Origin of the sequence: Bradyrhizobium sp. U531, from assembly GCF_051710265.1 — a bacterium.
In the GTDB taxonomy this organism is placed as follows: domain Bacteria; phylum Pseudomonadota; class Alphaproteobacteria; order Rhizobiales; family Xanthobacteraceae; genus Bradyrhizobium.
Window position 1 is genome coordinate 53,643 of the sequence record NZ_JASVEN010000013.1, and the last position, 23,548, is coordinate 77,190.

The following is a 23,548-nucleotide window of genomic DNA, read 5'->3' on the forward strand; positions in this document are numbered from 1 at the left end:
TCCTCGATCATCGCGAGGCGCCCTTGCGACGAAGCAATCCAGGCTGGCTCCGCAGAGACAGTCTCTGGATTGCTTCGCTTCGCTCGCAATGACGGGGGCGATAGTTGCGCGCGAGACTCCGCTCTCGTGCCCCGGACGCGGCGCAGCACGAAGTGATGCGCTGCAGAGCCGGGGCCCATGCGGCAGCGACTTCCTTGGCTTTCTGGGTCCCGGCTCTGCGCAGCAATGCTAGGCACTGCAGCGCGTCCGGGACACGCGTTAGGGACCAGCGCCGCCACTCCCCCTCCCCGCGAGAACGGGGAGAGGGGGTGGGAGGGCTGTGCTTCCTTACTGCGCGCGAGGCAGACTCACGCCGCGTGTTGATGCGCAGCGATGATCTGGTCGGCGGCGCGTCCCGTGACTTCGGCCATGTGGTCGAAGGTACGCGTGAAGCTGCCGGCGCCGGCGGTGGCCGAGCGCAACTCGACGATCAGCTCGCCGATCTCGGCTTCCGGCATCATGGCGCGGACGCAGTCCCATCCGGCCCAGCCGTCGCGGGTGTCGAAGCCGAGGATCTGTCCGCGGCGCGCCGACAGGATCGCATTGATCTTGGCGGTGGCGTCGGTCGGGCAGACAATCTCGACCACGTGGATCGGCTCCAGCAACACCGACTGGCATTGCGGCAGACCCTCGTTGAGTCCGATCCGCGCCGCCGTGCGGAAGGCGAGATCGGAGCTGTCGACGCTGTGATAGGAGCCGTCGGTCAGCGTCACCTGCAAATCGGTGACGGGGAAGCCGAGCGGACCACGCATCAGTCCGTCGACGACGCCTTCCTCGACCGCGCCGATGTAGTTGCGCGGCACGGCGCCGCCGACCACCTTCTCGGCGAACTTGAAGCCTTCGCCGCGCGGCAGCGGTTTGATGTCGAGCACGACATCGCCAAACTGGCCGTGGCCGCCGGACTGCTTCTTGTGGCGGCCGCGCTGGACGATCGGCTTGCGGATGGTTTCCTGGTAGCCGATCCCGGGCGGATGCGAGGTGATCTTGACGCCGAAGCGATCGCGCAAACGCTCGCTGGCAACGCGCAAGTGCATCTCGCCCTGCCCCCACAGCACGGTGTCGTGGGTCTGGGCGTTCATCACGATGACGAGCGAGGGATCCTCCTCGTGCAGCCGCGTCAGCGCCTGGCCCAGCTTGACGTCGTCCTTGCGATCGGTGGCCGCGATCGAGATCGCAAGCACCGGCGAGGTCGGCTCGACGACCGCAAGCTCGGCCGGCGGGGTCTTGCCGTTCGAGACCGTGTCGCCGGTCTTGACGGAATCAAGCTTGGCGAGCGCCACCGTGTCGCCGGCTTCAGCCGAGGCACGCTTGGTGTCGTAGGCGCCGTTGACGGCGAGGATGCCGGAGATGCGGCCCGAACCGCCGGAGGCGGATTGCAGCGTGGCGCCGTCGTCGAGGTGGCCGGCGAGCAACCGCGTCAGCGACAGCTTTCCGCCATGCTGCGAATGCAGCGACTTGAAGACATAGCCGAGCGCATCCCTGGTCTCGGGCACACCGAGACGCTTTGCCGTCTCCGCGATGCCCGGCGCCTCGTGGCGCAGCGCCTTCATCAGGCGCAGCACACCGTTCTCGCGCGCGGCGGCCCCGAGCAGCACCGGACAGATCAGACCTTCGCGCAATTCGCGGGCGAGATCGTCGAACACGGCATCGCGCGGCGGCTGAATGTCCTCGAGCAACTGCTCCATCAGCGCGTCGTCGTGATCGGCGAGCTTCTCCAACATCGAGAAGCGGGCTTCCTTCTCGCGATCGAGATTGCCGCCTTCGAGCGCGACCACTTCGGACGCCTTGTGCTCGCGATAGACGAAGGCGCGCTCCAGCGCGAGGTCGACGAACCCCTCGATCAGATCGTCCTTCCAGATCGGGATCTGGCGCAACACCAGCGGCACGCGCGAGGCGGGTTGCAGCATTGCGAGCGTCTCGCGGATGCGATGGCTGGCGCGATCGATCTTGTTCAGGAACAGGAAGCGCGGGACTTTCAGCTCCTCCAGCTCGCGCAGGATGATCTGAAGCTGTGGCAGCTTCTTCTCGTCGGCCTCGCAGACCACGATCGCCGCATCCACCGCAGGAAGCGCGGCGCGCATGTCGTGGGCGAATTCGACGGAACCGGGACAATCCAGGAAAGTATAGCTGTCGCCCATGAAACTCGTGGTGGCGGCAGTCAGGCCGACGGTCATCTTGTGATGACGGGCCTCCGGCGTCGCATCGCCGACGGAAGTTCCGGCGTCGACGCTGCCGACGCGCGGGATCGCGCCCGTTCGCGCCAGTATTGCTTCGAGAAGTGTGGTTTTACCGCTTTGGAAAGGGCCCACCAGCGCGATGCACCGTGGACCTCGGGGACTTCTGACGTCTTGTCCCATTCGCCGCCTCCTTGGTGGAGCTCGGCCCATGATTGGGTCGGCAAGCGCAGATGCTCTGCCCGTCCCCGAGATTTGGCAAGCATCAAAAATCGCTGCGGTGCGTCGTCAGTTCGATCAAGTCTTATAATTCTGCCGCGGTCGGCTTGGTGTTCCACCTCTCCCGCTGGGAGAGGTGGAGAGAAAGCCGCAACCGCAAATCGTTAACGGCCCGGGCGAAGTTCCAGGCTCTCGAGGCCGGCTGCGATGTTGAGGCCGACCTGGCCCTGCACGCTGAGCGGCTGGAGCGCGATCGAATTGTTGGAGCCGCCGACCAGCACGTTGCCGCCAAGGCCGACACCGACAGAGGCGCTGCCCTGCGCGCCGGCATAATTGCCGGAGAGGTCGCCCGGGCCAAGCCGGTCGACCGGTGCGAACACGCCCCACGCCAATGCCGTTTCCTGGGTGATGCCGATGTCGAGACCGACCTTGCGGATCGTCGCGACGTAGCGGTCGTCGGGCAGGCCGTCGGCGCGCAGCACGCAGCCGAGATGGGTCACCGATCCCACGATGAAGCCAACGCTGGCGCCGCCCCGGCATTCGAGCACGCCGATCCGCGCCATCCGCTGCTGCGCACTGCCGCTGACGCTGGAGGCAACGAGGCTGGCGACGGCGAGCCCGGCGAAGATGAACGAACGACGCATGAAATATCTCCGGCGATGATGTGATGCGAGCAAAGAGCGCCCACCCGCGATGCGTCTATGCCACAAGAGCCGTGACGGTGCCAGATTTCACACGATGAATTGGTGCGCTCTCTTCCCTTCTCCCCTTGTGGGAGAAGGTGGCGCGAAGCGCCGGATGAGGGGTTGTCTCCGCGCATGCTACCGCGAGAGGATCACGCGCGGAGACAACCCCTCACCCGTCTCGCCGCTCCGCGGCGATCCACCCTCTCCCACAAGGGGAGAGGGGAAGAACCGCGCCAAAACTCAGCGCAGATTGCCGCAGAAGCGCTGGATGCGCTTGCAGGCGTCTTCGAGATCCGTGGTCTTGGTCGCGTAGGAGATGCGGAACGCGGGTCCAAGGCCGAAGGCCGAACCCTGCACCACCGCAACGCCTTCGGTCTCCAGGAGCTCGGTGACGAAGTCCTCGTCATTGGCGATCACCTTGCCCGACGGCGCGGTCTTGCCGATCGTGCCGGCGCAGGACGGATAGACGTAGAAGGCGCCCTCGGGACGCGGGCACTCGATGCCTTTGGCCTGGTTGAGCATGGCGACGACGAGGTCGCGACGCTCCTTGAACACCTTGTTGTTAGCGGGGATGAAGTCCTGCGGACCATTCAGCGCTTCCACCGCGGCCCATTGTGCGATCGACGACGGGTTCGAGGTCGACTGCGACTGGATGGTCGACATCGCCTTGATCAACTGCGCGGGGCCGCCGGCATAGCCGATGCGCCAGCCGGTCATGCAATAGGCCTTCGACACGCCGTTCACGGTGAGCGTGCGATCGTAGAGCTTCGGCTCGACCTGCGCGACCGTGGTGAACTGGAAGTCGTCATAGACGAGATGCTCGTACATGTCGTCGGTCATCACCCACACATGCGGATGCTTGACCAGTACGTCGGTGAGCGCCTTCAGCTCGGACTTCGTGTAGGCCGCACCGGTCGGGTTCGACGGCGAGCACAGGATCACCCATTTGGTCTTCGGCGTGATCGCGCGCTCGAGCGCCTCGGCCTGGAGCTTGAAACCGGTCGCGGCGGTGCAGACCACCGGCACCGGCTCGCCGCCGGCGAGCGCAACCATTTCAGGGTAGCTCACCCAGTACGGCGCGGGAATGATCACCTCGTCGCCCGGATTGATGGTCGCCATCAGCGCGTTGTAGAGCACCTGCTTGCCGCCGGTGCCGACGATGATCTGGTTCGGCTTGTAGGTGACGCCGTTCTCGCGCTGAAACTTCGCGATGATCGCGTCCTTCAGCTCGGGGATGCCGTCGACCGCGGTGTACTTGGTCTTGCCGGCCTCGATGGCGTGGATTGCGGCCAGCTTGATGTTGGCGGGCGTGTCGAAGTCGGGCTCGCCGGCGCCGAGGCCGATGACGTTGCGGCCCGCCGCTTTCAGCGCGCGTGCTTTATCCGTGACCGCGATGGTCGCGGACGGCTTCACACGGTCGAGCGCAGCAGCAAGGAAGGCCATCGTCATCTCCTGACAAGTGTCGTGAACCCAGGCATCGTGAACCAATGGGTCGTCACGACTCTGTTTGTGGGAATGGAGACACCCTAAAACGTGTGCCGCTGCGCTGCAAGAAACTTCGGCCCGATCTCGCAAAAGTTTACGATTTGGAGCGGTTCAAGCCGCGGTTTTCAGCAATTTTCCGCAACTTTGCCGCGCAAATCGCTCATATCCCGGAAGGCTTGTCCTCGGAGCAATTTTGAGGTTCGCGATGACGCCTCTCCACCGTCATGGCCAGGCTTGTTTCACGGCATCACGCCGTCGCTCGACCGTCTCACAAGATGCACGGAAGAATCCCTTGGTGCGTTGACGCAAGCGTGAACTGAATTGCGTGGTCGCACGGAAATGATCTTCCGCGGCGTTGCAGTGCGGTAGGCTTTTCGAGTTTTTCTACGGGCCGGCCCTTGCGGCGGATTCGCATCGGCATCATTGTTTACCCGCGGCGCGTGGGCAGGACGCACCGCACCTTCCCATCCTTCGGAATCGTCCTCAGAATGTACAAGCTCTATTCGATGCAACGCTCGGGCAACAGCTACAAGGTCCGCCTTGCGCTGGCACTGCTCAACGTGCCCTATGAAGCGATCGAAGTGGACATTCTGCGCGGCGAGAGCCGCACGCCGGACTTTCTGACCAAGAACCCGTCGGGACAGGTGCCGCTGCTCGAGGTCGGCGACGACCGTTATCTCGCCGAGTCCAACGCCATCCTCTGGTACGTCGCCGTCGGCACGCCGCTTGCGCCCGAGAACCGCATCGACCGCGCCGATGCGCTGCAATGGATGTTCTTCGAGCAGCACGCGCTCGAGCCGAACATCGGCGCCGCCTATTTCTGGCTCTCGCTGGTCAAGGGCGGCCGCGACCTGCAGACCCATTCGCTCGAGGACTGGATGGAGCGCGGCTACGGCGCGCTGCAGGTGATGGAAAACCACCTCAAGACCAACGACTATTTCGCCGCGCGCCAGCTCACGGTCGCCGACATCGCGCTATACGGCTACACCCATCTCGCCGACCGCTGCGACTTCGATCTTCAGGCCTTTCCGGCGATCCGCGACTGGCTGAAACGGGTGGAGGCCGCCCCCGGTTTCGTGGCGATGGACTGGCGGCCGGCCGACATCGACGACCCCGCCAGCATCGCCGCCAGCGCCTGAGGAGCTTGCTCCGCTCTGGCGAATAGCGGGCATAAAGGTAATATTTGCCGCAATCTGGCCATTTTTAACGCGGGTGCCGCCGCAATGTTGCCGGCTGAAACTGGGAAATTCCGGAAAGTCGCGGGTGATTCGCTCGCGTGTTGAGGGATTTAGACCATGATACGGGCGTCCGGCACGGCAGGCTTTCAGGGCCATCCCGCGACCGTCGCGTCTTCCCGGCTCACCAATGCCGTCGCGGCCTCACTGGCGATCGCCGCGCTCTCGCTCTGCCTGATCGTCACCCTCACGGTGTTGTCGACCAAGGCGACCATGGCCATGGGTCTGCCGGCCTGATCACCGTTTCATCCTGGTCCAGCCTTCAAGGCGCCGCGTGCCCCGCGCCGGCCGGCATCGCGACAGGACGTCGATGAAATCACCCGTGGTAGTCGTTGCAATCACACTGACCGCGGCCATCCTGGTCGCGGCGTCACTCCTGATCGTCGTCGGCACCCGCAAGGGCCCGGGAACGTCGACGCTGAACGCGCCTGCGCTGCAGCAACCTCTTAAGCACGCGCATCTGGTCTAAAATCATCCGAAAGCCTTAGGCTTGCACGCAAGCACGGCTTAAGCACGCCGCGCGAAACCGCATAGGAAAAACGCAACCATCGGCCAGTGTTGCGGTCTTACCTCGTTCGGGAGGAGCGAGACTGGCCCATGCGGCTCGGATGGCGTGCGATCTCCGGTCCGGTGCTGACGGCAGCAACCATGCTGCTGGCGATGCTGCTCGAACGCGCCATCCCGCTTCCCTCACCTGCCCCGCTCCTCGTCTGCATCGTGGCGCTCGCCGGCGCGCTGTCGGGCCTTAGCTCCGCCCTGATCACCGCTTCCATCGCCGTAATCGGCGCGGCGCTGCTGTTCCTTCACCAATACGGCGTCTCCCATGCCACCGCGGATCTGCTCCGGCTTGGCCTCCTCGCCATGACCGCCGCCGCCACCGCCGGGATCACCGGCCTGATGCGCGAGCGGCTGCTCGGCACGTTCGCCGCCGAGCGGCGGAGCCACGCCACTGCCGCGCGGCTGTCGGCCGCGCTCGATCAGGTCGACATCGGCATCGTGCTGCTCGATGCCGAGACCCGCGCCGAATTCATCAACCGCGCCTTTCGCGACTATTTCGCGCTGGCGGACGAGATCGCCGACGGCGGGCCGCCCTTCATCGCGCTGATGTATCACGGCCGCGACACCGGCGCGTTCGAGCTGCCGGAGGACGAGCTCGGCACCTTCATCGCCCAGCGCATGGAGATGGTGCGGATCGGGGATGCCAGGCCGATCGACATCCCCTTGCGCAACGGCGAGGTGCTGCGCTTCGTCTGCACCGCGCTGCCCGACGGCGGCCGCATGCTGAGCTACACGCCGGTCACCGACCTCGTCCGTCACACCGACGCGCCGGCGCGCGCCGACTACTACCGCTCGCTGCGCGATCCCACGGGCCGCAGGCTGATCCGCTATCTGCGCGTCGCGGAGTGATGCGATTGCGCGATTGATCGGCAACACGATCATCACGTATGACATCTCTTCGCCGTGCACCTCACCGATCGCGGAATCCTCACATGTCCCTCACCATTCGCTCCGTCACCAGGCAGGACTACGAACAATGGCTGCCGCTGTGGGACGGCTACAACGCCTTCTATGGCCGCTCGGGTGCGACCGCGCTCGCGCCTGAGATCACGCGCATGACGTGGCAGCGCTTCTTCGACGCCTATGAGCCGGTGCATGGGCTGGTCGCCGAGAGCGACGGCAAGCTGCTGGGCATGACGAACTACCTGTTTCATCGCAGCACCACCGCGATCGAGCCGTCCTGCTATCTGCAGGACCTGTTCACCTCCGAGGGCGCGCGCGGCAAGGGCGTCGGCGCGGCGCTGATCCATGGGGTGTATGAGCGGGCGAAACTGGCGGGATCGCCGCGGGTCTACTGGCAGACGCACGAGACCAACCTCACGGCGCAGCGCCTCTACGACAAGGTCGCGGAGCGCTCCGGCTTCATCGTCTACCGCAAGATCTTCTGATCCCGATCGACGGGACCTGTGGATAAGTCGGCCTGTCACCCGCGCGTAACATAGCGGGACTAGGCTTCCCTTGCGTCTGATCTGGCCCCCCGTCACCGATCAAGCGCCCAAGCGGTCCCCGTCAGTCGCCGCGTCTGACAGGGGCCGCATTTTTTTGTCCGCGCTGCCGGCATGGCAGCAGCGCGGCGGGCAGCTTGCTGCCGCGGTGCGTGGTGGTCAGAATGCCCGCCGCTCATTTGACAGGATCTCTCCATGGAAATTCGCAATCTCGGCGCCTCCGGCCTTCGCGTGTCTGCGGTCGGGCTCGGCTGCAACAATTTCGGCCAGCGCACGGATCTGGAGACCTCGCGCAAGGTGATCCACCGCGCGCTCGATCTCGGCATCACGCTGTTCGACACCGCCGACATCTATTCGAACATGGGCGGCTCGGAGAACGTGCTCGGCGCCGTGCTGGGCGACCGGCGCAAGGACATCGTGCTGGCGACGAAATATTCCAAGCCCATGGCCGAGGACGGCACCAAGCAGGGCGCCTCGCGCCGCTACATCATGGCGGCCGTGGAGGCCAGCCTGAAGCGACTGAAGACCGATTACATCGATCTCTACCAGCAGCATGATTACGATCCGCTGACGCCGATCGAGGAGAGCCTGCGTGCGCTCGACGATCTCGTCCGCCAGGGCAAGGTCCGCTACATCGGCAATTCGAACTTTCCGGCCTGGCGCATCGCCGAGGCCGAGTACGTCGCGCGTGCGATGAACGTCACCCGCTTCGTGTCGTGCCAGGACGAATACTCGCTCGTCGTGCGCGACATCGAAAAGGATCTGCTGCCGGCGGCACAGGAATACAAGCTCGGCCTGTTGCCGTTCTTCCCGCTCGCAAGCGGCCTCCTGACCGGCAAGTACCGCAAGGGCGAGGCCGCGCCCGGCGATACCCGCTTCGGCAAGGTGGAGCGGCTGCGCGACCGCTACGTCACGCCGCGCAACGAGGACATCGTCGAGAAGCTGCAGGCCTTTGCCAAGGCGCGCGGCCACTCGATGCTCGAGCTTGCCTTCTCCTGGCTCGCCGCCCGCCCGCAAGTGTCGAGCGTGATCGCGGGCGCCACCCGGGTCGAGCAGATCGAGCAGAACGTGAAGGCGATCGCGTGGAAGCTCAATGCCGAGGAGATGGCGGAGATCGACAAGATCACGCTGGGCTGAGCCTCGCGGCGCGGCGCGTTATTTCCCGCCGCGCCCGACCGTCTGCATCACCTCGAAGCCTTCGAACTGGGGATGGCCGAGATAAAGCGGCTTGTTGTCGCCGGCGCGCTGATGCGCCGCGCGGAACGCGTCCGACCTGGTCCAGGCCTCGAACGCGGCGTGGTTCGCCCACACCGTATGCGAGGCATAGAGCGTGTGATCCTCGAGCTCCGGCCCGCGCAGCAGATGGAATTCAACGAAGCCCGGCACTCCGTCGAGAAACGTGTCGCGCGTCAGCCAGACCTGCTCGAACGCGGCCTCGGAGCCCTTGGTGACGCGGAAGCGGTTCATGGCGATGTACATGGGTGATCTCTCCTGATGCTCTCATCATCATGTCGTCATTCCGGGACCCGCCGCAAGGCGCGGGCCCGGCGACGACCTACACCAACCCCTTCATCGGCTTCGCGCTCGCGCTGTCCGGAAACACCGTTTCCGCCAGCACGCGATCTGACAGGCCGAACTGCCCCTGCAGCACGCCCTTGATGACCGAGCGCAGATCGGTCGTCGGCTTGAGGTCGCGGCCTTCGTGGAGGTTGGCGAGCTTCAGGCCCGGCCAATCCGAGATGACGCGGCCGCCCTTCACGGCGCCGCCGGCGAGCAGCGCGATCGTGCCGGCGCCGTGATCGGTGCCGTCGGTGCCGTTGATGCGCGCGGTGCGGCCGAATTCGGTGGCAACGACGACGACGGTGTCGCGCCAGCGCTCTCCCAGGCCGCCCTCGAATTCGGCGAGGGCGCCGTCGAGCCCGCCGAGCAGGAAGGCGAGACGCCCCACGGGGCCGCCCTCATTGGCATGCGTATCCCAGCCGTCGAAGGCGAGCGCGGCGATGCGCGGGCCGTCGTCCGCCGCCATCAGCTTGGCCGCGCCGCGCGCGATCTGCCGCATCTGCGCGACCTGATTGCCGCCCTTCGGCTTCATGTCGTCACCGCGCGCAGCCTTGTCGAGCTGCAGCCCCTGCGACAGCGCCGAGGCCAGCGCGGGATCGCGGTGACGATAGAGATCGACGAGGCGCATCGCGGTGTCGTCATCCGCCTGCGGCAGCGCCACAGGTGCCCAGCCGACGGTCGGTGCGTTGCCGCGCAGCACCAGCGGCGTGGTCGGCCCGACCGCAAGACCGCTCGACACGCGCTCGCCGCGCGGCAGCGCCTCCAGCGCGCGGTTGAGCCAGCCGGACTGCACGCGGCCCGGGCCGGCATAGCCGCTTTCGAGCACGTCCTGGCCGTCGAAATGCGAGCGGTCGCGATAGGGCGTCGCCACCGCGTGAATCACCGCGGCGCGCTTGTCGCGATACATGCGCGAGAATTCCGGCATCGCCGGATGCAGCGCAAAGAAGGAATCGAGCATGATCGCGGGATGGGCGCCATCCGCCGTGAGCGCAATCGAACCGTGCAGGCCGGCGTAATCGGGATCGCCGATCGGGGCGACCGTCGCGAGCCCGTCGAGCGCGCCGCGCAGGATCACCACGACCAATCGCGGATCGCGCCCGTCGGCGGCGCGCGCGAATTTCGGCAGGTAAGCCCAGGCCGCGAACGAGGCGCCGCCAAGCAGGAGGCCGCGACGCGAGGTGAGGAGCCGGTTCTCGACGCAGTCGATCATGATCATCTCCTCTGCATTTCCGGCGACATCAGCAGCAGCGCCAGCGCCTGCTGCCGCGACTCCGCGCGCTCGATGGTTCGGCGCGTTTCGATGGAGGCCGCATCGGCGGCCGCGAATTCCAGCAGGTCGAGCGGATCGATGTTGTTGCCGAGCCGCGCGCCCATCTGCGCGGCGATGTCGAGCCGGAGCTTCATCCCCTCGGGTGCGGCCCAGGCGGCACTGGTATCCGGAAAACCGTTCGGCCCCGCCGGCGACCACAGCGGCTGGCCCAGCAGATTGAGATTGTTGAGATAGGCGCCGGGATCCTCCGGCACGCGGGCGAGCAGCCGGCCGCTCGCGACGAGGAAATCGTAAGGGCTGCGCATCTTGGTCAGCGGCGTCTTCCAGGCTTCGTCGGCCTCGACCAGGGCCGTCGCAAGGGCCTTGAGGTCGCCGTCCGTCTTGACGAAGACATCGCGCAGGCGCGCGACCAGCGCCGGCGGCGGATCGTCGGCAACGAAATGGCGAGCGAATTTGGTGGCGATGAAATTCGCCGTCGAGGGATGGCGCGCGATGTCGGCGAGCGCAGCCTCGCCCTGCGCCAGCCCCGTCGGCTCGTAGGTCTTGCCGAGCAGCATCTGCGGTCCCGGCTGGTGCGCATTGGTGTTGAACACGAAGGAGCCGGGCGCCCCGAGTTGCCCCTGCCGTCCCGCGAAGGTCCAGCCGGTGATGATGCGCGCGAGCGAGGTGACGTCGTCCTGCGTGTAGCCGCCGCCGACGCCGAGCGTATGCAGCTCCATGATCTCGCGCGCGAGATTCTCGTTGAGCCCGCGCTTGCGGTTCTGGCCGGCGCGCGAATCCGGCCCAAGCGATTGCTGGTTGTCGAGGAAGAACAGCATCGCGGGGTGCTGCTCGACCGCTTTCAGCATGTCGGCGAAACGACCGAGCACGTGCGGCCTGATCGCTTCGCGCTCGAATGCGCCGGCCCAGATCCGCGCCAGCTCGCCCTTGCTCGCGGAGATGCAGAAATGATTGGACCAGAATGCGACGAGCCGCTCGGTGAAACCGCAAGTGGCGAGCGTCGCGCGCTGCAGGCGCGCCAGCGCCTCGGTGCGGAAGGTCTTTTGAATCACGTTGAGCGGCTGCGGGGCGGGTTTTGCGGCCGGCGCTGCCGCGCCCGGCTGCATGGTGGCGGGCTTCGCCGCGCTGTCGGCAGGCTTGGCCTCGGCCATCTGGCCCGCGATCTCCGTCGCGGCCGTGTTCAGCGAAAGATTGCGCCGCAGAGCAGGCTTCTGTTCGGCCCGCGCCGGTGTCTCCGGCGGCGCGGCAGCCTTCGCCGCTTCACGCGCCTGCTTGACCTGGTCCTGATAGGCGAAGACGGCCTGCCCGAGTTGCTGCGTCGATTGCAGGCCAGGCGCCTCCAGCAGCACGCCGCTGGGACGCGCGAGCTCCGCCTTGACGAAGCCGCGCGGATCGGAGGCCGCGTTGATCAGATCGCCCGAGGCGCCGCCGCGGGCGCCGAAGCCAAAACGGTTGAGCGCAACGAGCGCGGCTTGCGAATCGCGGGCCATCGATTTGTCCTTGGCGTGCCGGGAGCCGCTTTCCGAGTCCGCGCGCGGCGCCTAATATACCGTAACGACCGATGAACCCGACATGAAAATCACGGCGAAGCTTCGACGCAAATCATGACAAATCCGAAAGAATCCCCGACCCCGGAACCACGCCGCCTCGCCTGCGCACGCTGCGGCACCGAGTTCGGCTGCGACCTCTCGGGCAATTGCTGGTGCGCGGAGGAAACGGCAAAGCTGCCGATGCCGGTCGCGGGCCAGGATTGTTTGTGCCGGGAGTGTTTAAGGAAGGCGGCGGAGGCGGCGAGCGCAGTATCGTAGGGTGGACGATTCAGGAGCCCGCGCTACACCCGCGGTGTCGTCCCTGCGAACGCAGGGACCCATAACCACCGGAAGAAGTTTGGCGAAGGCTCTTCGTGCGGTACTGCGACCGACCGCAATCGATACATCACGCGGTATGGGTCCCTGCGTTCGCAGGGACGACAGTGAGGAGAGAGCTCGGCCTATACGCGATGTCCCGGCGATTTTCGCGCCATGCCGTCGAACGCGTCGAGCAGCTTTTCGCGCCACGCGTAAATGGGATCATCGGCTTCCAGCAGCTTGAACGGGCTCACCACGCGGGCCCATTGGAAACCGCCGAACACGATGTAGTCGGCATAGTTCGGTGCATCGCCGCCGAGATAAGGCTGCTTCTTCAACGTCTGGCGCATCACTTCCAGCGACTTGCGGAAGGCGACGACGCCGCTGTCGCGGCTGGCCATGACCTCTTCCAGGCTCTTGCCGCCGAAGCGCGCCTCACGCGACTTGCGGAAATAGGCGGCGTCGACCTCGGCGAGATTATGCGGAATGTCGGCGACAATGAGCGGGAAGACCCCGCCGACGATGGCGATGTCACCCCATGCGTTGATCATGCGCGCCATGGCGCGGCCGCCCTCGCCGCCGAACAGCGACGGACGATCCGGGAAAGTGCCCTCCAGATAGGTCGCGATCGTCCAGGAATCGACGATCGGCTTGTCGTCATGCAGCAGCACCGGGACCTTTTCCGAGCCGTGCGGCGCAAGCGAGCTCTTCTCGGTGAAACGCCAGGGCAGCGATTCCGCCGACAATCCTTTGTGCGCCAGCGCCATCCGCGTTCGCCAACAGAACGGGCTGAAAGGGCGCGCGGGGTCGGTGCCGACGAGTTCGTAGAGTTTAAGCGACATGCAGTGTCTCCACAGGCTCCGTCATTGCGAGGAGCTCTTGCGACGAAGCAATCCAGACTGCTTCCGCGGAGGCATTCTGGATTGCTTCGCTAACGCTCGCAATGACGATGTGGAGAGGGAAGAGCGTGTTACCGCCCGTTCGCGCGCAACAGCTTCTCGCCGCCTTCCGTCACCGCGATGATAAGCCCCATGCCGGGACGCGTCTCGCGCGCGACGTAGCCGCGCTCGCTGGCGTCTTCCCAGATGGTGAGGCGCGGGCACGAGGTCTTCCAGGTCGCGATCACCTCGGCATAGGCACGCGGCTCGCGGGCCACCCATTCGACGAAGTCCAGCACCAGCGGATCGGCATCGCTCATTGCAAACCTCCCTTGTCGAAGGCGGCCAGAACCGGCGCACGCAGCAACAGCCAGCCGCCATAGGCGATGTAGTAGCAGGCGATGGTGGTGATCAGCTTGTTGGACCAGCCGACGAACTGCTGGTCGGTCATGGCTTCCAGGATGCGCCGCGCCAGCGTGGTGCCGAGCATCGAGGCTGCGATCGCGACGCCGGCGAGCACGGGATCGAGGCTCGCGGCCTGGTCGATGATGCCGCCGAAATAGATCAGCTTGGTGAAATGGCTGACGAGCTGGCACATCGCCTTGGTCGCCACCTTCTCGCGCCGGCCGAAATCGCCGCCGAGGAAAAAGGTGTCGAGCAGCGGGCCGGACACGCCGGTCATCAGCATCAGGCCCATGCAGATCGTGCCGTAGACCGTGCCCTGCCAGAGACGGTCGGGATTCGGTTTGATGTTCGCGGGCAACAGGCGCGCCATGAACGGGGTGATGCCGAGCAGCAGCAGCGCCGTCGGCTTGTCCGGCACGTAGCGGGTGAGCGACCACGCCGCCAGCGCGACGGCGGCGCCGACCATGTAATTCGCGACCGGCCGCCAGCGGATATGCGCCCGCCACAAGAACGCGCGCCAGCCGTTCGAGGCCATCTGCGTGATTGCATGCAGCACCATCGCGGTCGGCAGCGGCATCAGGGCCAGCAGCACCCCGATCAGGATCAAACCGCCCGCCATGCCGAACAGCCCCGACAGAAAGGCGGTGGCGACCATCAGCAATCCAAGGGCAGCGATCATGATGGGCGTCACGTGGAAAATCTCCTGAGAGAGGGACGCGATCCTGCTTCGCTCCCTCGCCCCGCTTGCGGGGAGAGGCGAAGGGCACCGCCTCCACCTCGACAAATCAGCTTGGAATAACTCTCATTCTTGTGCCTTGCTTGCTCCACTCGCGCAAACTGAGTTATCTTGGCCTGGCCTCAGCTTTCCTGATGGTCTTGAACAGCGGTCTTGCACAGGGATCTTGCATTTGCGGCGGCTGCTGTTTCTCAACGGCATCAAGGCATTCGAGGCGGCGGCGCGCACCGGCAGCTTTGCTGCGGCCGGGCTCGAGCTGAGCGTGTCGGCGGCCGCCGTCAGCCGCATGGTGCACCTGCTGGAAGAGCGGCTCGGCGTCGCGCTGTTCGAGCGCAAGGCCAATCGCCTGGTGCTGACACAGGCCGGCCGCGCCTATCAAAGCGGGCTGACGCCGATCTTCGACGCGCTCGCCAGCCTCACCGCGCAGGTGACGGCGCCAACGAGCGTCCGCGTGCTCACCATCGGCGTCGGCCATACCTTTGCGATGCGCTGGCTGATCCCGCGCCTGTCGGAATTCCGCAGTGAGGAGCCCGACATCGAGGTGCGCTTCACCACCGGCGGCGCGGCGGTGCCGTTCGGCGAGGACTGGAGTTGCGGCATCAAGCTCGGCACGGGCGACTGGCCCGGCCTCGTCGCCGAGCCGCTATTCGCCGGCGACCTCACCCCGGTCTGCGTACCCCGTCTCGCCAGCGGCCTGAAGCGGCCGGCAGATTTGAAAGGACCGAGCCTGATCCGGGTCGCGCACTCTCCCGAGGACTGGCCGATCTGGCTCAAGGCCGCCGGCGTTGCGCGCATCAACGCGCGCGGGCCCGAGTTCCAGTTCTACGGCCAGGCGCTGCAGGCCGCCGCCGACGGGCTCGGCATCGCCATGGGCATCCGCCCCTATATCGACGACGACCTCGCCGCCGGCCGGCTGGTGGCGCCATTCGACCTCTCGGTTCCCAAGGGCATGCGCTGGTATCTGGTCTATCGGAGCTTCCAGACCGAGCAGCGCGACTTCGCCGCGTTCCGCCGCTGGATCATGCGCGCGGCGTCGGAACCCGCTGCTCGCCGGCGGCGGATCGGCCGCGCTGCAGTGCGGAACTGACGCGTCTTCGACAGTTCCCGGGCAAAAAAGCCGGACGCTTGTGAACGGCTTCACATACGAAAATCCGCAGACGTGGTCCCCTGACCCTCCAACAAGGCGCTCGACCACGACGCGGGACACGCGGACTGGATCCGCGATCCCAGGACACTTTGGGGACTACAATGACGACCCTTTACGACGGCTTTGACATCGAATCCTTCGAGGCTGGCAAAGGCCTCTGGCATGCCCGCATCCGCCGCGCCGATCTCAGCCCCGTCGCCATCGACGGTGTGCTGTTTCCGGCCATGGAAGTGGGCTTCGCATGGCCCGATCAGGGCGCCGCGATCGCCGACGCCAAGCATCACATCGACCGCTTCCGCCGGCGCGCCGACAGCGACGACGAATAGACGAGCAGGACGGCCTGCGAACGAAGGGACAGCACGGCGCAAAGGGGGCAATTGGTCATGTCAGTCATCGAATTCGAAGACGCGCCGCGGCCGAGGATCTACACCCGCAACGTGCTGTCGAACTGCCCGGAATGCGACGGCGATCTGGCGGTGCTCCGCGTGATCGGCGGCCGCGCGGGCTGCGAGTACTGGACCATGCGTTGCACCGATTGCGGCGGCATCCACCTCGACATTCTCAAGCCCTATGAGGCGAGCGAGGACGGCGAGGGCCCGCTGCCGGCGGCGTGAGGCCCCCGCCTGCTGCCAACCTGCTGTCAGCATGCTGCATGGCGAGGGCCATTCGCCCTTTATTGCGGGGCGGACTCGTCCCATATTCGCCTCATGGCGAAGAAACCTGCATCCCCCGAAAAATCCGGCAAATCCCCGAAAGCCAGGACCCCGAACTCGAAGGCTCACCGCCCTGACGTGCAGCCGATCGGGCCGGCGCTGGCCGAGTTGCTCAATCCCGCGATCAACCGGGGCGATGCCGGGCTTGGATCGGGCACCGGCCTGCAGCCGCCCCCGGACAATTCGCGCGACCGCCGTGCCGGCGGCGAGGCGGCCGCGCATCGCGCCCGCGCCTCGACGCCCAAAGACCTTCAAAAGCAGTTTCCGCAGGATGCGGCGCGGCCGATGCCGCTGCGGCCCAATCCGCAGCCGCCGGGCGCGCGCACATCGACCGAAGGTTTCGACGAGGCACCGCAGGCCAATTACGGCACGGCCGCCACGATCCCGACGCTCGATCCGGAACTGGCGCGGCAGCTCGGCCTGCCCACCGAGGAGGACGACGCCGAGGCGCTGGCGCGTCCGCCGCGTTCCAAGATGGAGGCGCTCGGCGTCAGGGCGACCGCCGACGCGCTGGAATCGCTGATCCGCGAAGGCCGGCCGGAGTTCCGCAAGGACGACGGCTCGACCAGGGTGTGGACGCCGCACCGGCCGCCGCGGCCGGAGAAGTCCGAAGGTGGCGTGCGCTTCGAGATCAAATCGTCCTACGAGCCCAAGGGCGACCAGCCGACCGCCATCGCCGAGCTGGTCGAGGGCGTGCAGCGCAACGACCGCACGCAGGTGCTGCTCGGCGTCACCGGCTCGGGCAAGACCTACACCATGGCGCAGGTCATCGAGAAGACGCAGCGCCCGGCGCTGATCCTGGCGCCGAACAAGACGCTGGCCGCCCAGCTCTATGGCGAGTTCAAGAGCTTCTTCCCCGACAACGCGGTCGAGTATTTCGTCAGCTATTACGACTACTACCAGCCGGAAGCGTATGTCCCTCGCACGGACACGTACATAGAAAAGGACTCGTCCATCAACGAGCAGATCGACCGCATGCGCCACTCGGCGACGCGCGCGCTGCTCGAGCGCGACGACGTCATCATCGTCGCGTCGGTGTCCTGCATCTACGGTATCGGCTCGGTCGAAACCTACACCGCGATGACCTTCGCGCTGAAGAAGGGCGAACGCATCGACCAGCGCCAGCTCATCGCCGACCTCGTCGCGCTCCAGTACAAGCGCACCCAGGCCGATTTCACCCGAGGCACCTTCCGTGTCCGTGGCGACGTCGTCGACATCTTCCCGGCGCACTATGAAGACCGCGCCTGGCGCGTGAACCTGTTCGGCGACACCATCGAGACCATCGAGGAGTTCGATCCGCTCACCGGCCACAAGCAGGACGAGCTCGAATTCATCAAGATGTACGCCAACTCGCACTATGTGACGCCGCGCCCGACGCTGGTGCAGGCGATCAAGTCGATCAAGTTCGAGCTGAAGCAGCGGCTCGACCAGCTCAACAATCAGGGCCGCCTCCTGGAAGCGCAGCGGCTGGAGCAGCGCACCACTTTCGACCTCGAGATGATGGAGGCGACGGGAAGCTGTGCCGGCATCGAGAACTACTCGCGTTACCTCACCGGCCGCCGGCCCGGCGAGCCGCCGCCGACGCTGTTCGAATACGTCCCCGACAACGCGCTGATCTTCGCCGACGAGAGCCACGTCACCGTCCCGCAGATCGGCGCCATGTTCAAAGGCGACTTCCGCCGCAAGGCGACACTGGCCGAGTACGGCTTCCGCCTGCCCTCCTGCATGGACAACCGCCCACTTCGTTTCGAGGAGTGGGACATGATGCGGCCGCAGACGGTTGCGGTGTCGGCGACGCCGAGCGGCTGGGAGCTGAACGAGAGCGGCGGCGTGTTCGTCGAGCAGGTCATTCGCCCCACGGGACTGATTGATCCGCCCGTCGACATTCGCCCCGCTCGCACCCAAGTCGACGATCTCGTCGGCGAGGTCCGCGCCACCGCGCAGGCCGGCTACCGCTCGCTGATCACGGTGCTCACGAAGCGCATGGCGGAGGATCTCACCGAATATCTGCACGAGCAGGGCATTCGCGTCCGCTACATGCACTCTGACATCGACACCATCGAGCGCATCGAGATCATCCGCGACCTCCGGCTCGGCGCCTTCGACGCGCTGGTCGGCATCAACCTGTTGCGCGAAGGCCTCGACATTCCCGAATGCGCGCTGGTCGCCATTCTCGATGCCGACAAGGAAGGCTTTTTGCGGAGCGAGACCTCGCTGATCCAGACCATCGGCCGCGCCGCGCGCAACGTCGACGGCAAGGTCATCCTCTACGCCGACCAGATGACGGGCTCGATGGAGCGCGCCATCGCGGAGACCAACCGCCGCCGCGAGAAGCAGGTCGAGTACAACACCGCCCACGGCATCACGCCGGAGAGCGTGAAGAAGCAGATCGGCGACATCCTCAACTCCGTCTACGAGCGCGACCACGTGCTGGTCGAGGTCGGCGGCCACGACATGACCGACGACGTCATCTCGATCGGCCACAATTTCGAAGCCGTGCTCGGCGACCTGGAGACGCGGATGCGCGAGGCCGCCGCCGATTTGAACTTCGAGGAAGCCGCGCGCCTGCGCGACGAGGTCAAGCGCCTGCGCGCGACCGAGCTCGCGGTGGTCGACGATCCCACCGCCAAGCAGCGCGCGGTGACGGGCAAGGCGGGCGCCTATGCGGGGACGAGGAAGTACGGCGACGCCGCCAATCTGCCCGTCAGCGCGATGAAGAAGAAGACGGTCGGCTCTGCGCTGAAGGCCAGCGGCGGCGGCAGCGGCTCGAAGGTGCACAAGCCGCATCTCGACGAGATGCACGGCCCGGAATCCCTGCCCTATCGCGAGAAGCAGACGCTGCCCGCAAAGCCATTCGGCAGCACCAGCCGGATCATCCAGCCGACGGATTCAAGGCAGTCGGGGCCGGAGTTCGGACCGGCGCCGAAGTCGACGGGCGGGCAACCGGGACGTCGGGGTGGGTGGAAGAAGAGGTAGGGATTACGTCCGCACGTCGTGGCTATGGATTGTCAGGTGCGCAATTGCGCACCTGGCCCCACCGCTTGGCGGCGCTACGGACGTCTCTCACCCCACGATCGTCGCCAGCAACGACAGCAGCAGCACCGAGGCCATGAGCTGCGTCGACGTCGTGGGCTTGGCGCGCCAATGGGCGATCTTTTCGGAGAAGGACAGGCCGGCGTCGAAGAACCCGGCTTCGTAGCCGCTCCTCAGCTTCGGGAATGCCGAGGCGGACGCGATGACGAGGATGCTGTAGAACACCGACGCCAGCGCGATGGTGAGCACGTGGCTGCCGCCGTAATCATGACCCAGCAACTTCACCATCAGCGATGCCGCGGCGAAGATCGGAAGGCCCTGCAGGATGGTGGTGAGAGCAAAGCCTTCGAGCCAGTTCAAGGGGGAGGGCTTCGATATGGTGACGAACGGCATGATGCTCACCCCACGCTCGCCGTCACCACCGCCATCACCGACAGCAGCAGCACGATAGTGACAAGCTGCAGCGAGGCGACGGGCTGGGTGCGCCAGGCCGCGATCTTGTCGGACAGCGACAAATGGGCCTCGAAGAATTTCGGCTCATAGACGGTCTTGAAGAAGGCCGGGAAGCTCGGGCCCAGGGTCACCGCCAGCATGGCGTGGGCGAACGAGACGACGGCGACGAAGATGGCGACGCCGGGGTCGCCGGAGAGGTCGTGATTGCCGCAGAGCTTGAGCAGGAAAGCGGCGGCGGCGAAGGTCGGGAAGCTCTGCAGGATCGCGGTCAGCGCGAGGCCTTCGATCGCGTTGTGCAGGCGGGACTTTCTGGCGGTGGCGATGGTAGCCATGGCACGTCTCCCTGATGACATTGGGATGACGATAGCCGCAGGGTGAGGCCTGGGATGTGAGTTGGCTCACGCATTGGCCCCTCCCAGCCGGGGGGCGGCGTCAGAGCTGGCGGAAGAACACGAGGTAGATGGCAAGGCCGACCGTCGAGAACGACAGCAGGACGCCGAGCCAATTGTATTTGACGCCCTGCGCGTGGGACGCCTTTCTGATGAAAGCGCTGAAGAAGCACAGGAACAGGATTGCGAGGACGACACCCCACGAGAGCTTCCCGACGTCCATTGTCCCCTCGCCTGGCTCAACTCCAGCGCTAGCGACTGGAATTTACCATCGGAGCATGCCGCGTCAAAGAGGGACCGGGCGAGGTTTTCCGCGGCCTTACAGCTTCCCCTGCCCGTTCATCTGGCTCTGCTGCTGCTGGCGCTGCCTCTCCTGCTCCTTGGCGTGGTGCCGGCCGTAGAGGCAGCCGGCGGCGGCGCCGAGCATGCCGTGGTGGCCGGCATAATGGCCGGCAACGCCGCCGACGATGGCGCCCTTGATACAGCCCTTGGCGTTGGCGGCGGAGGTCGCGCCGAGCATGAGCAGGGCGGCGGTGACGGCGAGAAGCGGCGATTTCATGGGTCGATGTCTCCGGATGCGGCGTTGGACCCTCAACGAGCGCGAACGGCTCCGGGTTCCCCGCACCTGGGCGACGCGCGCCCCGCCGATAGGCGTGCGGCGCCATCCCTGGCGGCAAAAGCTCGCACGCGGAGGGGTGCGCAACCCGCAATTGCACCCCATGAACGCGGCATGGCGTTCGTGCGTCAGAGTTGGCAAGCACCCTGTGTTTTTGCGGATTGATGGATCCGCGAGGGACGGGGTAGCGTTTGCAATCCACGGCCAATGGGGGCGGGAGCAGCATGACGGTTGAATCGCTGAACAGGCAACGCTTGCTGCATCTGCTCGACGCCTTTGCGCGCGGCGACCTCGAGACCGCACTGTCCTGCTGCACCGACGACGTCGACTTCCTCACCCATGCCCCGATCGACGTGCTGCCGCACATGGTGCCCCGCCACGGCAAGGCCGAATTGCGGACGCTCTGGCAGACGGTCTGGTCGCGCTATTCGGAGATCCGCTACAAGGCGCCGCACATCGTTGCCGAGGGCGACGAGATCGCGACCTACATGCAGGCCTATTTCAGGAAGCGCAGCAACGACCGCATCGTGCAGTTCGACATGGCCGTGTTCTACACGTTCCGCGGCGGGCTGGTGGCGCAGATCCGCGAGATCATCGATTCCTACGACCTGGTGCAGCAAGTGCTGGAGCGCGAGATTGGCCCGCTGATCACGGGCGCGCGGGTGGATTGACCTTTCACGCCCTGGAACCCATTCGATCCCGGGAAACTACGGGGTTCTGTTGTGAATCTCACAATTTCCAGTCAATTGTGCATTGCGAAAACGTGAATTGCGTTTTGGCCGAAACTCACTATTTTGTTTGCATACAAATGAATTGAGCCCCGGCGCCGGCTGCGCATGGGGTTGTTTTCCGTTTCTTCCGCAAGCCAGCTTCAGGATTACCCAAAATGACAGAGCATAGCCTCTGGCGTTTCTCGCGTGCGTTGCACCGCGCGATCAACGACCGGCAATTTGGGGATATCGAGGCCCTGATCGACGACGACGTCGAGTGGGCGCTCTATGGCCCGATCGACATGTTTCCGTTTCTCGGCGCGCGCCAGGGCAAGGACGCCGTGCTCGACGTCATCCGCCAGCTCGCCGACAATTTCCAGGTCCGCCGCTTCGATCGCGAGAGCATCATGCTCGGCGTCGATTCCGCCGCCTCGATGCTGCGCTATTCTCTGACGGCGCTGGATTCCAACAAGCCGATCAGCTTGCGGGTCGCCCAATTCGCCCAGTTCAGGGCGGGCAAGCTCGTCAGCATGCGCGTCCTGATCGACACCTTCGATCTGGTCGAGCAGGCACTCGGCCGCGCCATTCATCTGCCGAAGATGACCCGCGTCGGCTGACGCATGATCCGGACCCGAAGGGCCGCGTTAGCGCAAAGCGCGAAGCGGTTTTCCGGAAAGGTCATGCGCAAACAACAACCTGAAGCGCGATGTTGATCATCGCGCTTCAGGGGGGACACCAACGGGCCCCATTCGGGACCGATGACAATGCCGGTTGCGACGTCCTGGCCTCCAGCCCCGCCGGATGCCGTCGCAGCAAGAAGCTCGTCGTCGGGCGCGCGCCTTTCGCGCGGCCCGTTGGTTCGCGTCCCGGCGCGAGTTGCCACAATTTCGCGACGATAGATCCGCATTGATGCGGGCAGACCGAATGGCGCATGGTCATCACCACAGACCGCCTTATATTGGCGGGCAACATGCGCTGGGGTTCGCGGGCAGGACGATGGAATTCTCGACAGGTTTTGGCTGGGCCAGGCTGCCGGTGCTGGTGGCCGCGTTCATCTTGGGCTCCGTGCTGACGGCTTCGGCCCAGATCATCCCCCCCTTCTCCCCTCCCGCCGCCGTGGCCGACGACGAAGCCGAGGCAGAGGCCGTGGCGGAGGCTCCTGATGTCAACGACCCCGACGTGATGAAGGGCATCGACGTCGACAAGCTCGACTGGAGCCAGCTCGCGGTCGACGCCGGCACTGGCATTGACCCCATGGCCGCCAAGAAGCGCGCCCAGGCCGCCGGCAAGGACGGTCTGGACTGGTCGTCGAACGCCAATACCAACGGCTCCTCGGCGGTGACCGTGAAGCAGTCGGTGTTCGAATTCTGGGATACGCGGATCGGCGCCGACATGACGGTGGCGAACGAGCCGAGGACGATGTCCGAGTTGCTGGCCCAAAAGGCCGCCAATGGCGGCAGCCTGCCGCAGTCCTCCGGCAGCGCCTGGGCGACGGCGACCGCGCCCGGCGCCGGCGTGATCTGGGACAAGACCGCGGTGGAAGCCCGCGTCGATCCCGGCTCGGAACAGAGCAAGCTCGGGGCCTCCTTGACCAAATCGGTGCCGCTGTCCGGCGACACCTCGCTGACCCTCCAGAACGGCTACAGCGTCAATCAGCAGGGCACGAGCGCGGTCCCCGGCATCGGCGGCCACATCACCACCCGCAATTACGAGACAGACCAGTCGGCCAAGGTCACCCTCACCGACACCGGCACCAGCGTCAGCGCCGGCCAGACGCTGTCGACCACCGACGACAAATGGCTGCGCAAGGTCGGCGCCGAGCAGAAGCTGTTCGACAACGTCACCGTCTCCGGCTCGGTCGGCGAGACCTCGCAAGGTGCGATCAACAAGAGCGTCACCGCCGGCTTCAAGAAGAGCTGGTGAGTTCTTCGCCTCTCCCCGCGTGCGGGG

At 65.8% G+C, this 23,548-nt stretch carries 27 protein-coding genes; 14 read left to right on the forward strand and 13 right to left on the reverse strand.

The window, feature by feature from the left end; all coding sequences use genetic code 11:
- Positions 1 to 347: 347 nt before the first annotated feature.
- The 3 genes from QRQ56_RS35700 to QRQ56_RS35710 all read right to left on the reverse strand — a co-directional run bounded on the left by QRQ56_RS35700 (position 348) and on the right by QRQ56_RS35710 (position 4,561).
- Positions 348 to 2,396, reverse strand: coding sequence for an elongation factor G (locus QRQ56_RS35700; protein ID WP_438746241.1), 2,049 nt, complete (start codon positions 2,394 to 2,396; stop codon positions 348 to 350).
- Positions 2,397 to 2,596: 200 nt separating this feature from the next.
- Positions 2,597 to 3,076, reverse strand: coding sequence for a DUF992 domain-containing protein (locus tag QRQ56_RS35705; RefSeq protein WP_438746243.1), 480 nt, complete (start codon positions 3,074 to 3,076; stop codon positions 2,597 to 2,599).
- A gap of 282 nt (positions 3,077 to 3,358) precedes the next feature.
- The gene (locus tag QRQ56_RS35710) at positions 3,359 to 4,561 is read right to left on the reverse strand and encodes a pyridoxal phosphate-dependent aminotransferase (protein WP_438746245.1); all 1,203 of its coding nucleotides are present in this window, start codon (positions 4,559 to 4,561) and stop codon (positions 3,359 to 3,361) included.
- A gap of 530 nt (positions 4,562 to 5,091) precedes the next feature.
- Between QRQ56_RS35710 and QRQ56_RS35715 the strand changes: the two genes are divergently transcribed.
- The 6 genes from QRQ56_RS35715 to QRQ56_RS35740 all read left to right on the forward strand — a co-directional run bounded on the left by QRQ56_RS35715 (position 5,092) and on the right by QRQ56_RS35740 (position 8,978).
- Positions 5,092 to 5,742, forward strand: coding sequence for a glutathione S-transferase family protein (locus QRQ56_RS35715; protein WP_438746246.1), 651 nt, complete (start codon positions 5,092 to 5,094; stop codon positions 5,740 to 5,742).
- Between the two features lie 156 nt (positions 5,743 to 5,898).
- Positions 5,899 to 6,075, forward strand: a complete 177-nt coding sequence (locus tag QRQ56_RS35720; RefSeq protein ID WP_174719015.1) for a hypothetical protein — start codon at positions 5,899 to 5,901, stop codon at positions 6,073 to 6,075.
- Positions 6,076 to 6,160: 85 nt separating this feature from the next.
- A complete protein-coding gene (locus QRQ56_RS35725; RefSeq protein ID WP_438746493.1) occupies positions 6,161 to 6,307 on the forward strand; it encodes a hypothetical protein in 147 nt (48 codons plus the stop codon).
- A 128-nt stretch (positions 6,308 to 6,435) separates the two neighbouring features.
- Positions 6,436 to 7,245 (forward strand): PAS-domain containing protein, encoded by an 810-nt coding sequence (locus QRQ56_RS35730; RefSeq protein ID WP_438746249.1) that lies wholly within the window; start codon positions 6,436 to 6,438, stop codon positions 7,243 to 7,245.
- Between the two features lie 83 nt (positions 7,246 to 7,328).
- Positions 7,329 to 7,784, forward strand: a complete 456-nt coding sequence (locus QRQ56_RS35735; RefSeq protein ID WP_438746251.1) for a GNAT family N-acetyltransferase — start codon at positions 7,329 to 7,331, stop codon at positions 7,782 to 7,784.
- Between the two features lie 252 nt (positions 7,785 to 8,036).
- Complete coding sequence (locus QRQ56_RS35740; protein WP_438746252.1) at positions 8,037 to 8,978, forward strand: aldo/keto reductase; 942 nt, start codon at positions 8,037 to 8,039, stop codon at positions 8,976 to 8,978.
- Between the two features lie 18 nt (positions 8,979 to 8,996).
- On the opposite strand, the gene QRQ56_RS35745 is transcribed toward QRQ56_RS35740, so the two are convergent.
- The 3 genes from QRQ56_RS35745 to QRQ56_RS35755 form a co-directional block, all read right to left on the reverse strand.
- Positions 8,997 to 9,320, reverse strand: a complete 324-nt coding sequence (locus QRQ56_RS35745; protein ID WP_438746254.1) for an antibiotic biosynthesis monooxygenase family protein — start codon at positions 9,318 to 9,320, stop codon at positions 8,997 to 8,999.
- Between the two features lie 76 nt (positions 9,321 to 9,396).
- The gene (locus tag QRQ56_RS35750) at positions 9,397 to 10,611 is read right to left on the reverse strand and encodes a DUF1501 domain-containing protein (RefSeq protein ID WP_438746256.1); all 1,215 of its coding nucleotides are present in this window, start codon (positions 10,609 to 10,611) and stop codon (positions 9,397 to 9,399) included.
- Positions 10,612 to 10,613: 2 nt separating this feature from the next.
- Entirely contained in the window at positions 10,614 to 12,161 is a 1,548-nt protein-coding gene (locus tag QRQ56_RS35755; RefSeq protein WP_438746258.1) for a DUF1800 domain-containing protein, read from the reverse strand.
- A 114-nt stretch (positions 12,162 to 12,275) separates the two neighbouring features.
- On the opposite strand from QRQ56_RS35755, the gene QRQ56_RS35760 reads away from it, so the two are divergent.
- Positions 12,276 to 12,479, forward strand: coding sequence for a cysteine-rich CWC family protein (locus tag QRQ56_RS35760; protein WP_438746259.1), 204 nt, complete (start codon positions 12,276 to 12,278; stop codon positions 12,477 to 12,479).
- A 182-nt stretch (positions 12,480 to 12,661) separates the two neighbouring features.
- On the opposite strand, the gene QRQ56_RS35765 is transcribed toward QRQ56_RS35760, so the two are convergent.
- From QRQ56_RS35765 to QRQ56_RS35775, 3 genes are all read right to left on the reverse strand, one after another.
- Positions 12,662 to 13,360, reverse strand: coding sequence for a glutathione S-transferase family protein (locus tag QRQ56_RS35765; RefSeq protein ID WP_438746261.1), 699 nt, complete (start codon positions 13,358 to 13,360; stop codon positions 12,662 to 12,664).
- A 128-nt stretch (positions 13,361 to 13,488) separates the two neighbouring features.
- A complete protein-coding gene (locus tag QRQ56_RS35770; protein ID WP_438746263.1) occupies positions 13,489 to 13,716 on the reverse strand; it encodes a hypothetical protein in 228 nt (75 codons plus the stop codon).
- Positions 13,713 to 14,492: a TSUP family transporter gene (locus QRQ56_RS35775; RefSeq protein WP_438746264.1), complete on the reverse strand. Its 780-nt coding sequence runs from the start codon at positions 14,490 to 14,492 to the stop codon at positions 13,713 to 13,715. Before QRQ56_RS35775 ends, QRQ56_RS35770 begins: the two co-directional genes overlap by 4 nt.
- 217 nt (positions 14,493 to 14,709) lie before the next feature.
- Between QRQ56_RS35775 and QRQ56_RS35780 the strand changes: the two genes are divergently transcribed.
- From QRQ56_RS35780 to uvrB, 4 genes are all read left to right on the forward strand, one after another.
- On the forward strand, positions 14,710 to 15,624 hold the full coding sequence (locus QRQ56_RS35780) for a LysR substrate-binding domain-containing protein (RefSeq protein WP_438746265.1): 915 nt from the start codon (positions 14,710 to 14,712) through the stop codon (positions 15,622 to 15,624).
- A 161-nt stretch (positions 15,625 to 15,785) separates the two neighbouring features.
- Complete coding sequence (locus tag QRQ56_RS35785; protein ID WP_438746266.1) at positions 15,786 to 16,010, forward strand: hypothetical protein; 225 nt, start codon at positions 15,786 to 15,788, stop codon at positions 16,008 to 16,010.
- Positions 16,011 to 16,067: 57 nt separating this feature from the next.
- Positions 16,068 to 16,298 carry a hypothetical protein gene (locus QRQ56_RS35790; RefSeq protein WP_438746267.1) on the forward strand — a complete coding sequence of 77 codons (231 nt, stop codon included), beginning with the start codon at positions 16,068 to 16,070 and terminating at the stop codon, positions 16,296 to 16,298.
- A gap of 93 nt (positions 16,299 to 16,391) precedes the next feature.
- A complete protein-coding gene (gene uvrB / locus QRQ56_RS35795) occupies positions 16,392 to 19,373 on the forward strand; it encodes an excinuclease ABC subunit UvrB (protein ID WP_438746269.1) in 2,982 nt (993 codons plus the stop codon).
- A gap of 87 nt (positions 19,374 to 19,460) precedes the next feature.
- On the opposite strand, the gene QRQ56_RS35800 is transcribed toward uvrB, so the two are convergent.
- The 4 genes from QRQ56_RS35800 to QRQ56_RS35815 form a co-directional block, all read right to left on the reverse strand.
- Positions 19,461 to 19,823 (reverse strand): hypothetical protein, encoded by a 363-nt coding sequence (locus QRQ56_RS35800; RefSeq protein ID WP_438746486.1) that lies wholly within the window; start codon positions 19,821 to 19,823, stop codon positions 19,461 to 19,463.
- Positions 19,824 to 19,828: 5 nt separating this feature from the next.
- Positions 19,829 to 20,215, reverse strand: coding sequence for a hypothetical protein (locus tag QRQ56_RS35805; RefSeq protein ID WP_438746271.1), 387 nt, complete (start codon positions 20,213 to 20,215; stop codon positions 19,829 to 19,831).
- A 100-nt stretch (positions 20,216 to 20,315) separates the two neighbouring features.
- Positions 20,316 to 20,495: a hypothetical protein gene (locus tag QRQ56_RS35810; RefSeq protein WP_438746273.1), complete on the reverse strand. Its 180-nt coding sequence runs from the start codon at positions 20,493 to 20,495 to the stop codon at positions 20,316 to 20,318.
- Positions 20,496 to 20,591: 96 nt separating this feature from the next.
- Complete coding sequence (locus tag QRQ56_RS35815; RefSeq protein WP_438746275.1) at positions 20,592 to 20,831, reverse strand: hypothetical protein; 240 nt, start codon at positions 20,829 to 20,831, stop codon at positions 20,592 to 20,594.
- 281 nt (positions 20,832 to 21,112) lie between these two features.
- Here QRQ56_RS35815 and QRQ56_RS35820 point away from each other — a divergent pair, with 281 nt between their 5' ends.
- The 3 genes from QRQ56_RS35820 (at position 21,113) to QRQ56_RS35830 (ending at position 23,521) form a co-directional block, all read left to right on the forward strand.
- Positions 21,113 to 21,559, forward strand: a complete 447-nt coding sequence (locus QRQ56_RS35820; protein ID WP_438746277.1) for a nuclear transport factor 2 family protein — start codon at positions 21,113 to 21,115, stop codon at positions 21,557 to 21,559.
- A 215-nt stretch (positions 21,560 to 21,774) separates the two neighbouring features.
- Positions 21,775 to 22,215, forward strand: coding sequence for a nuclear transport factor 2 family protein (locus QRQ56_RS35825; protein WP_438746278.1), 441 nt, complete (start codon positions 21,775 to 21,777; stop codon positions 22,213 to 22,215).
- A gap of 379 nt (positions 22,216 to 22,594) precedes the next feature.
- A complete protein-coding gene (locus tag QRQ56_RS35830) occupies positions 22,595 to 23,521 on the forward strand; it encodes a hypothetical protein (RefSeq protein WP_438746280.1) in 927 nt (308 codons plus the stop codon).
- The last annotated feature ends 27 nt before the right edge of the window (positions 23,522 to 23,548 follow it).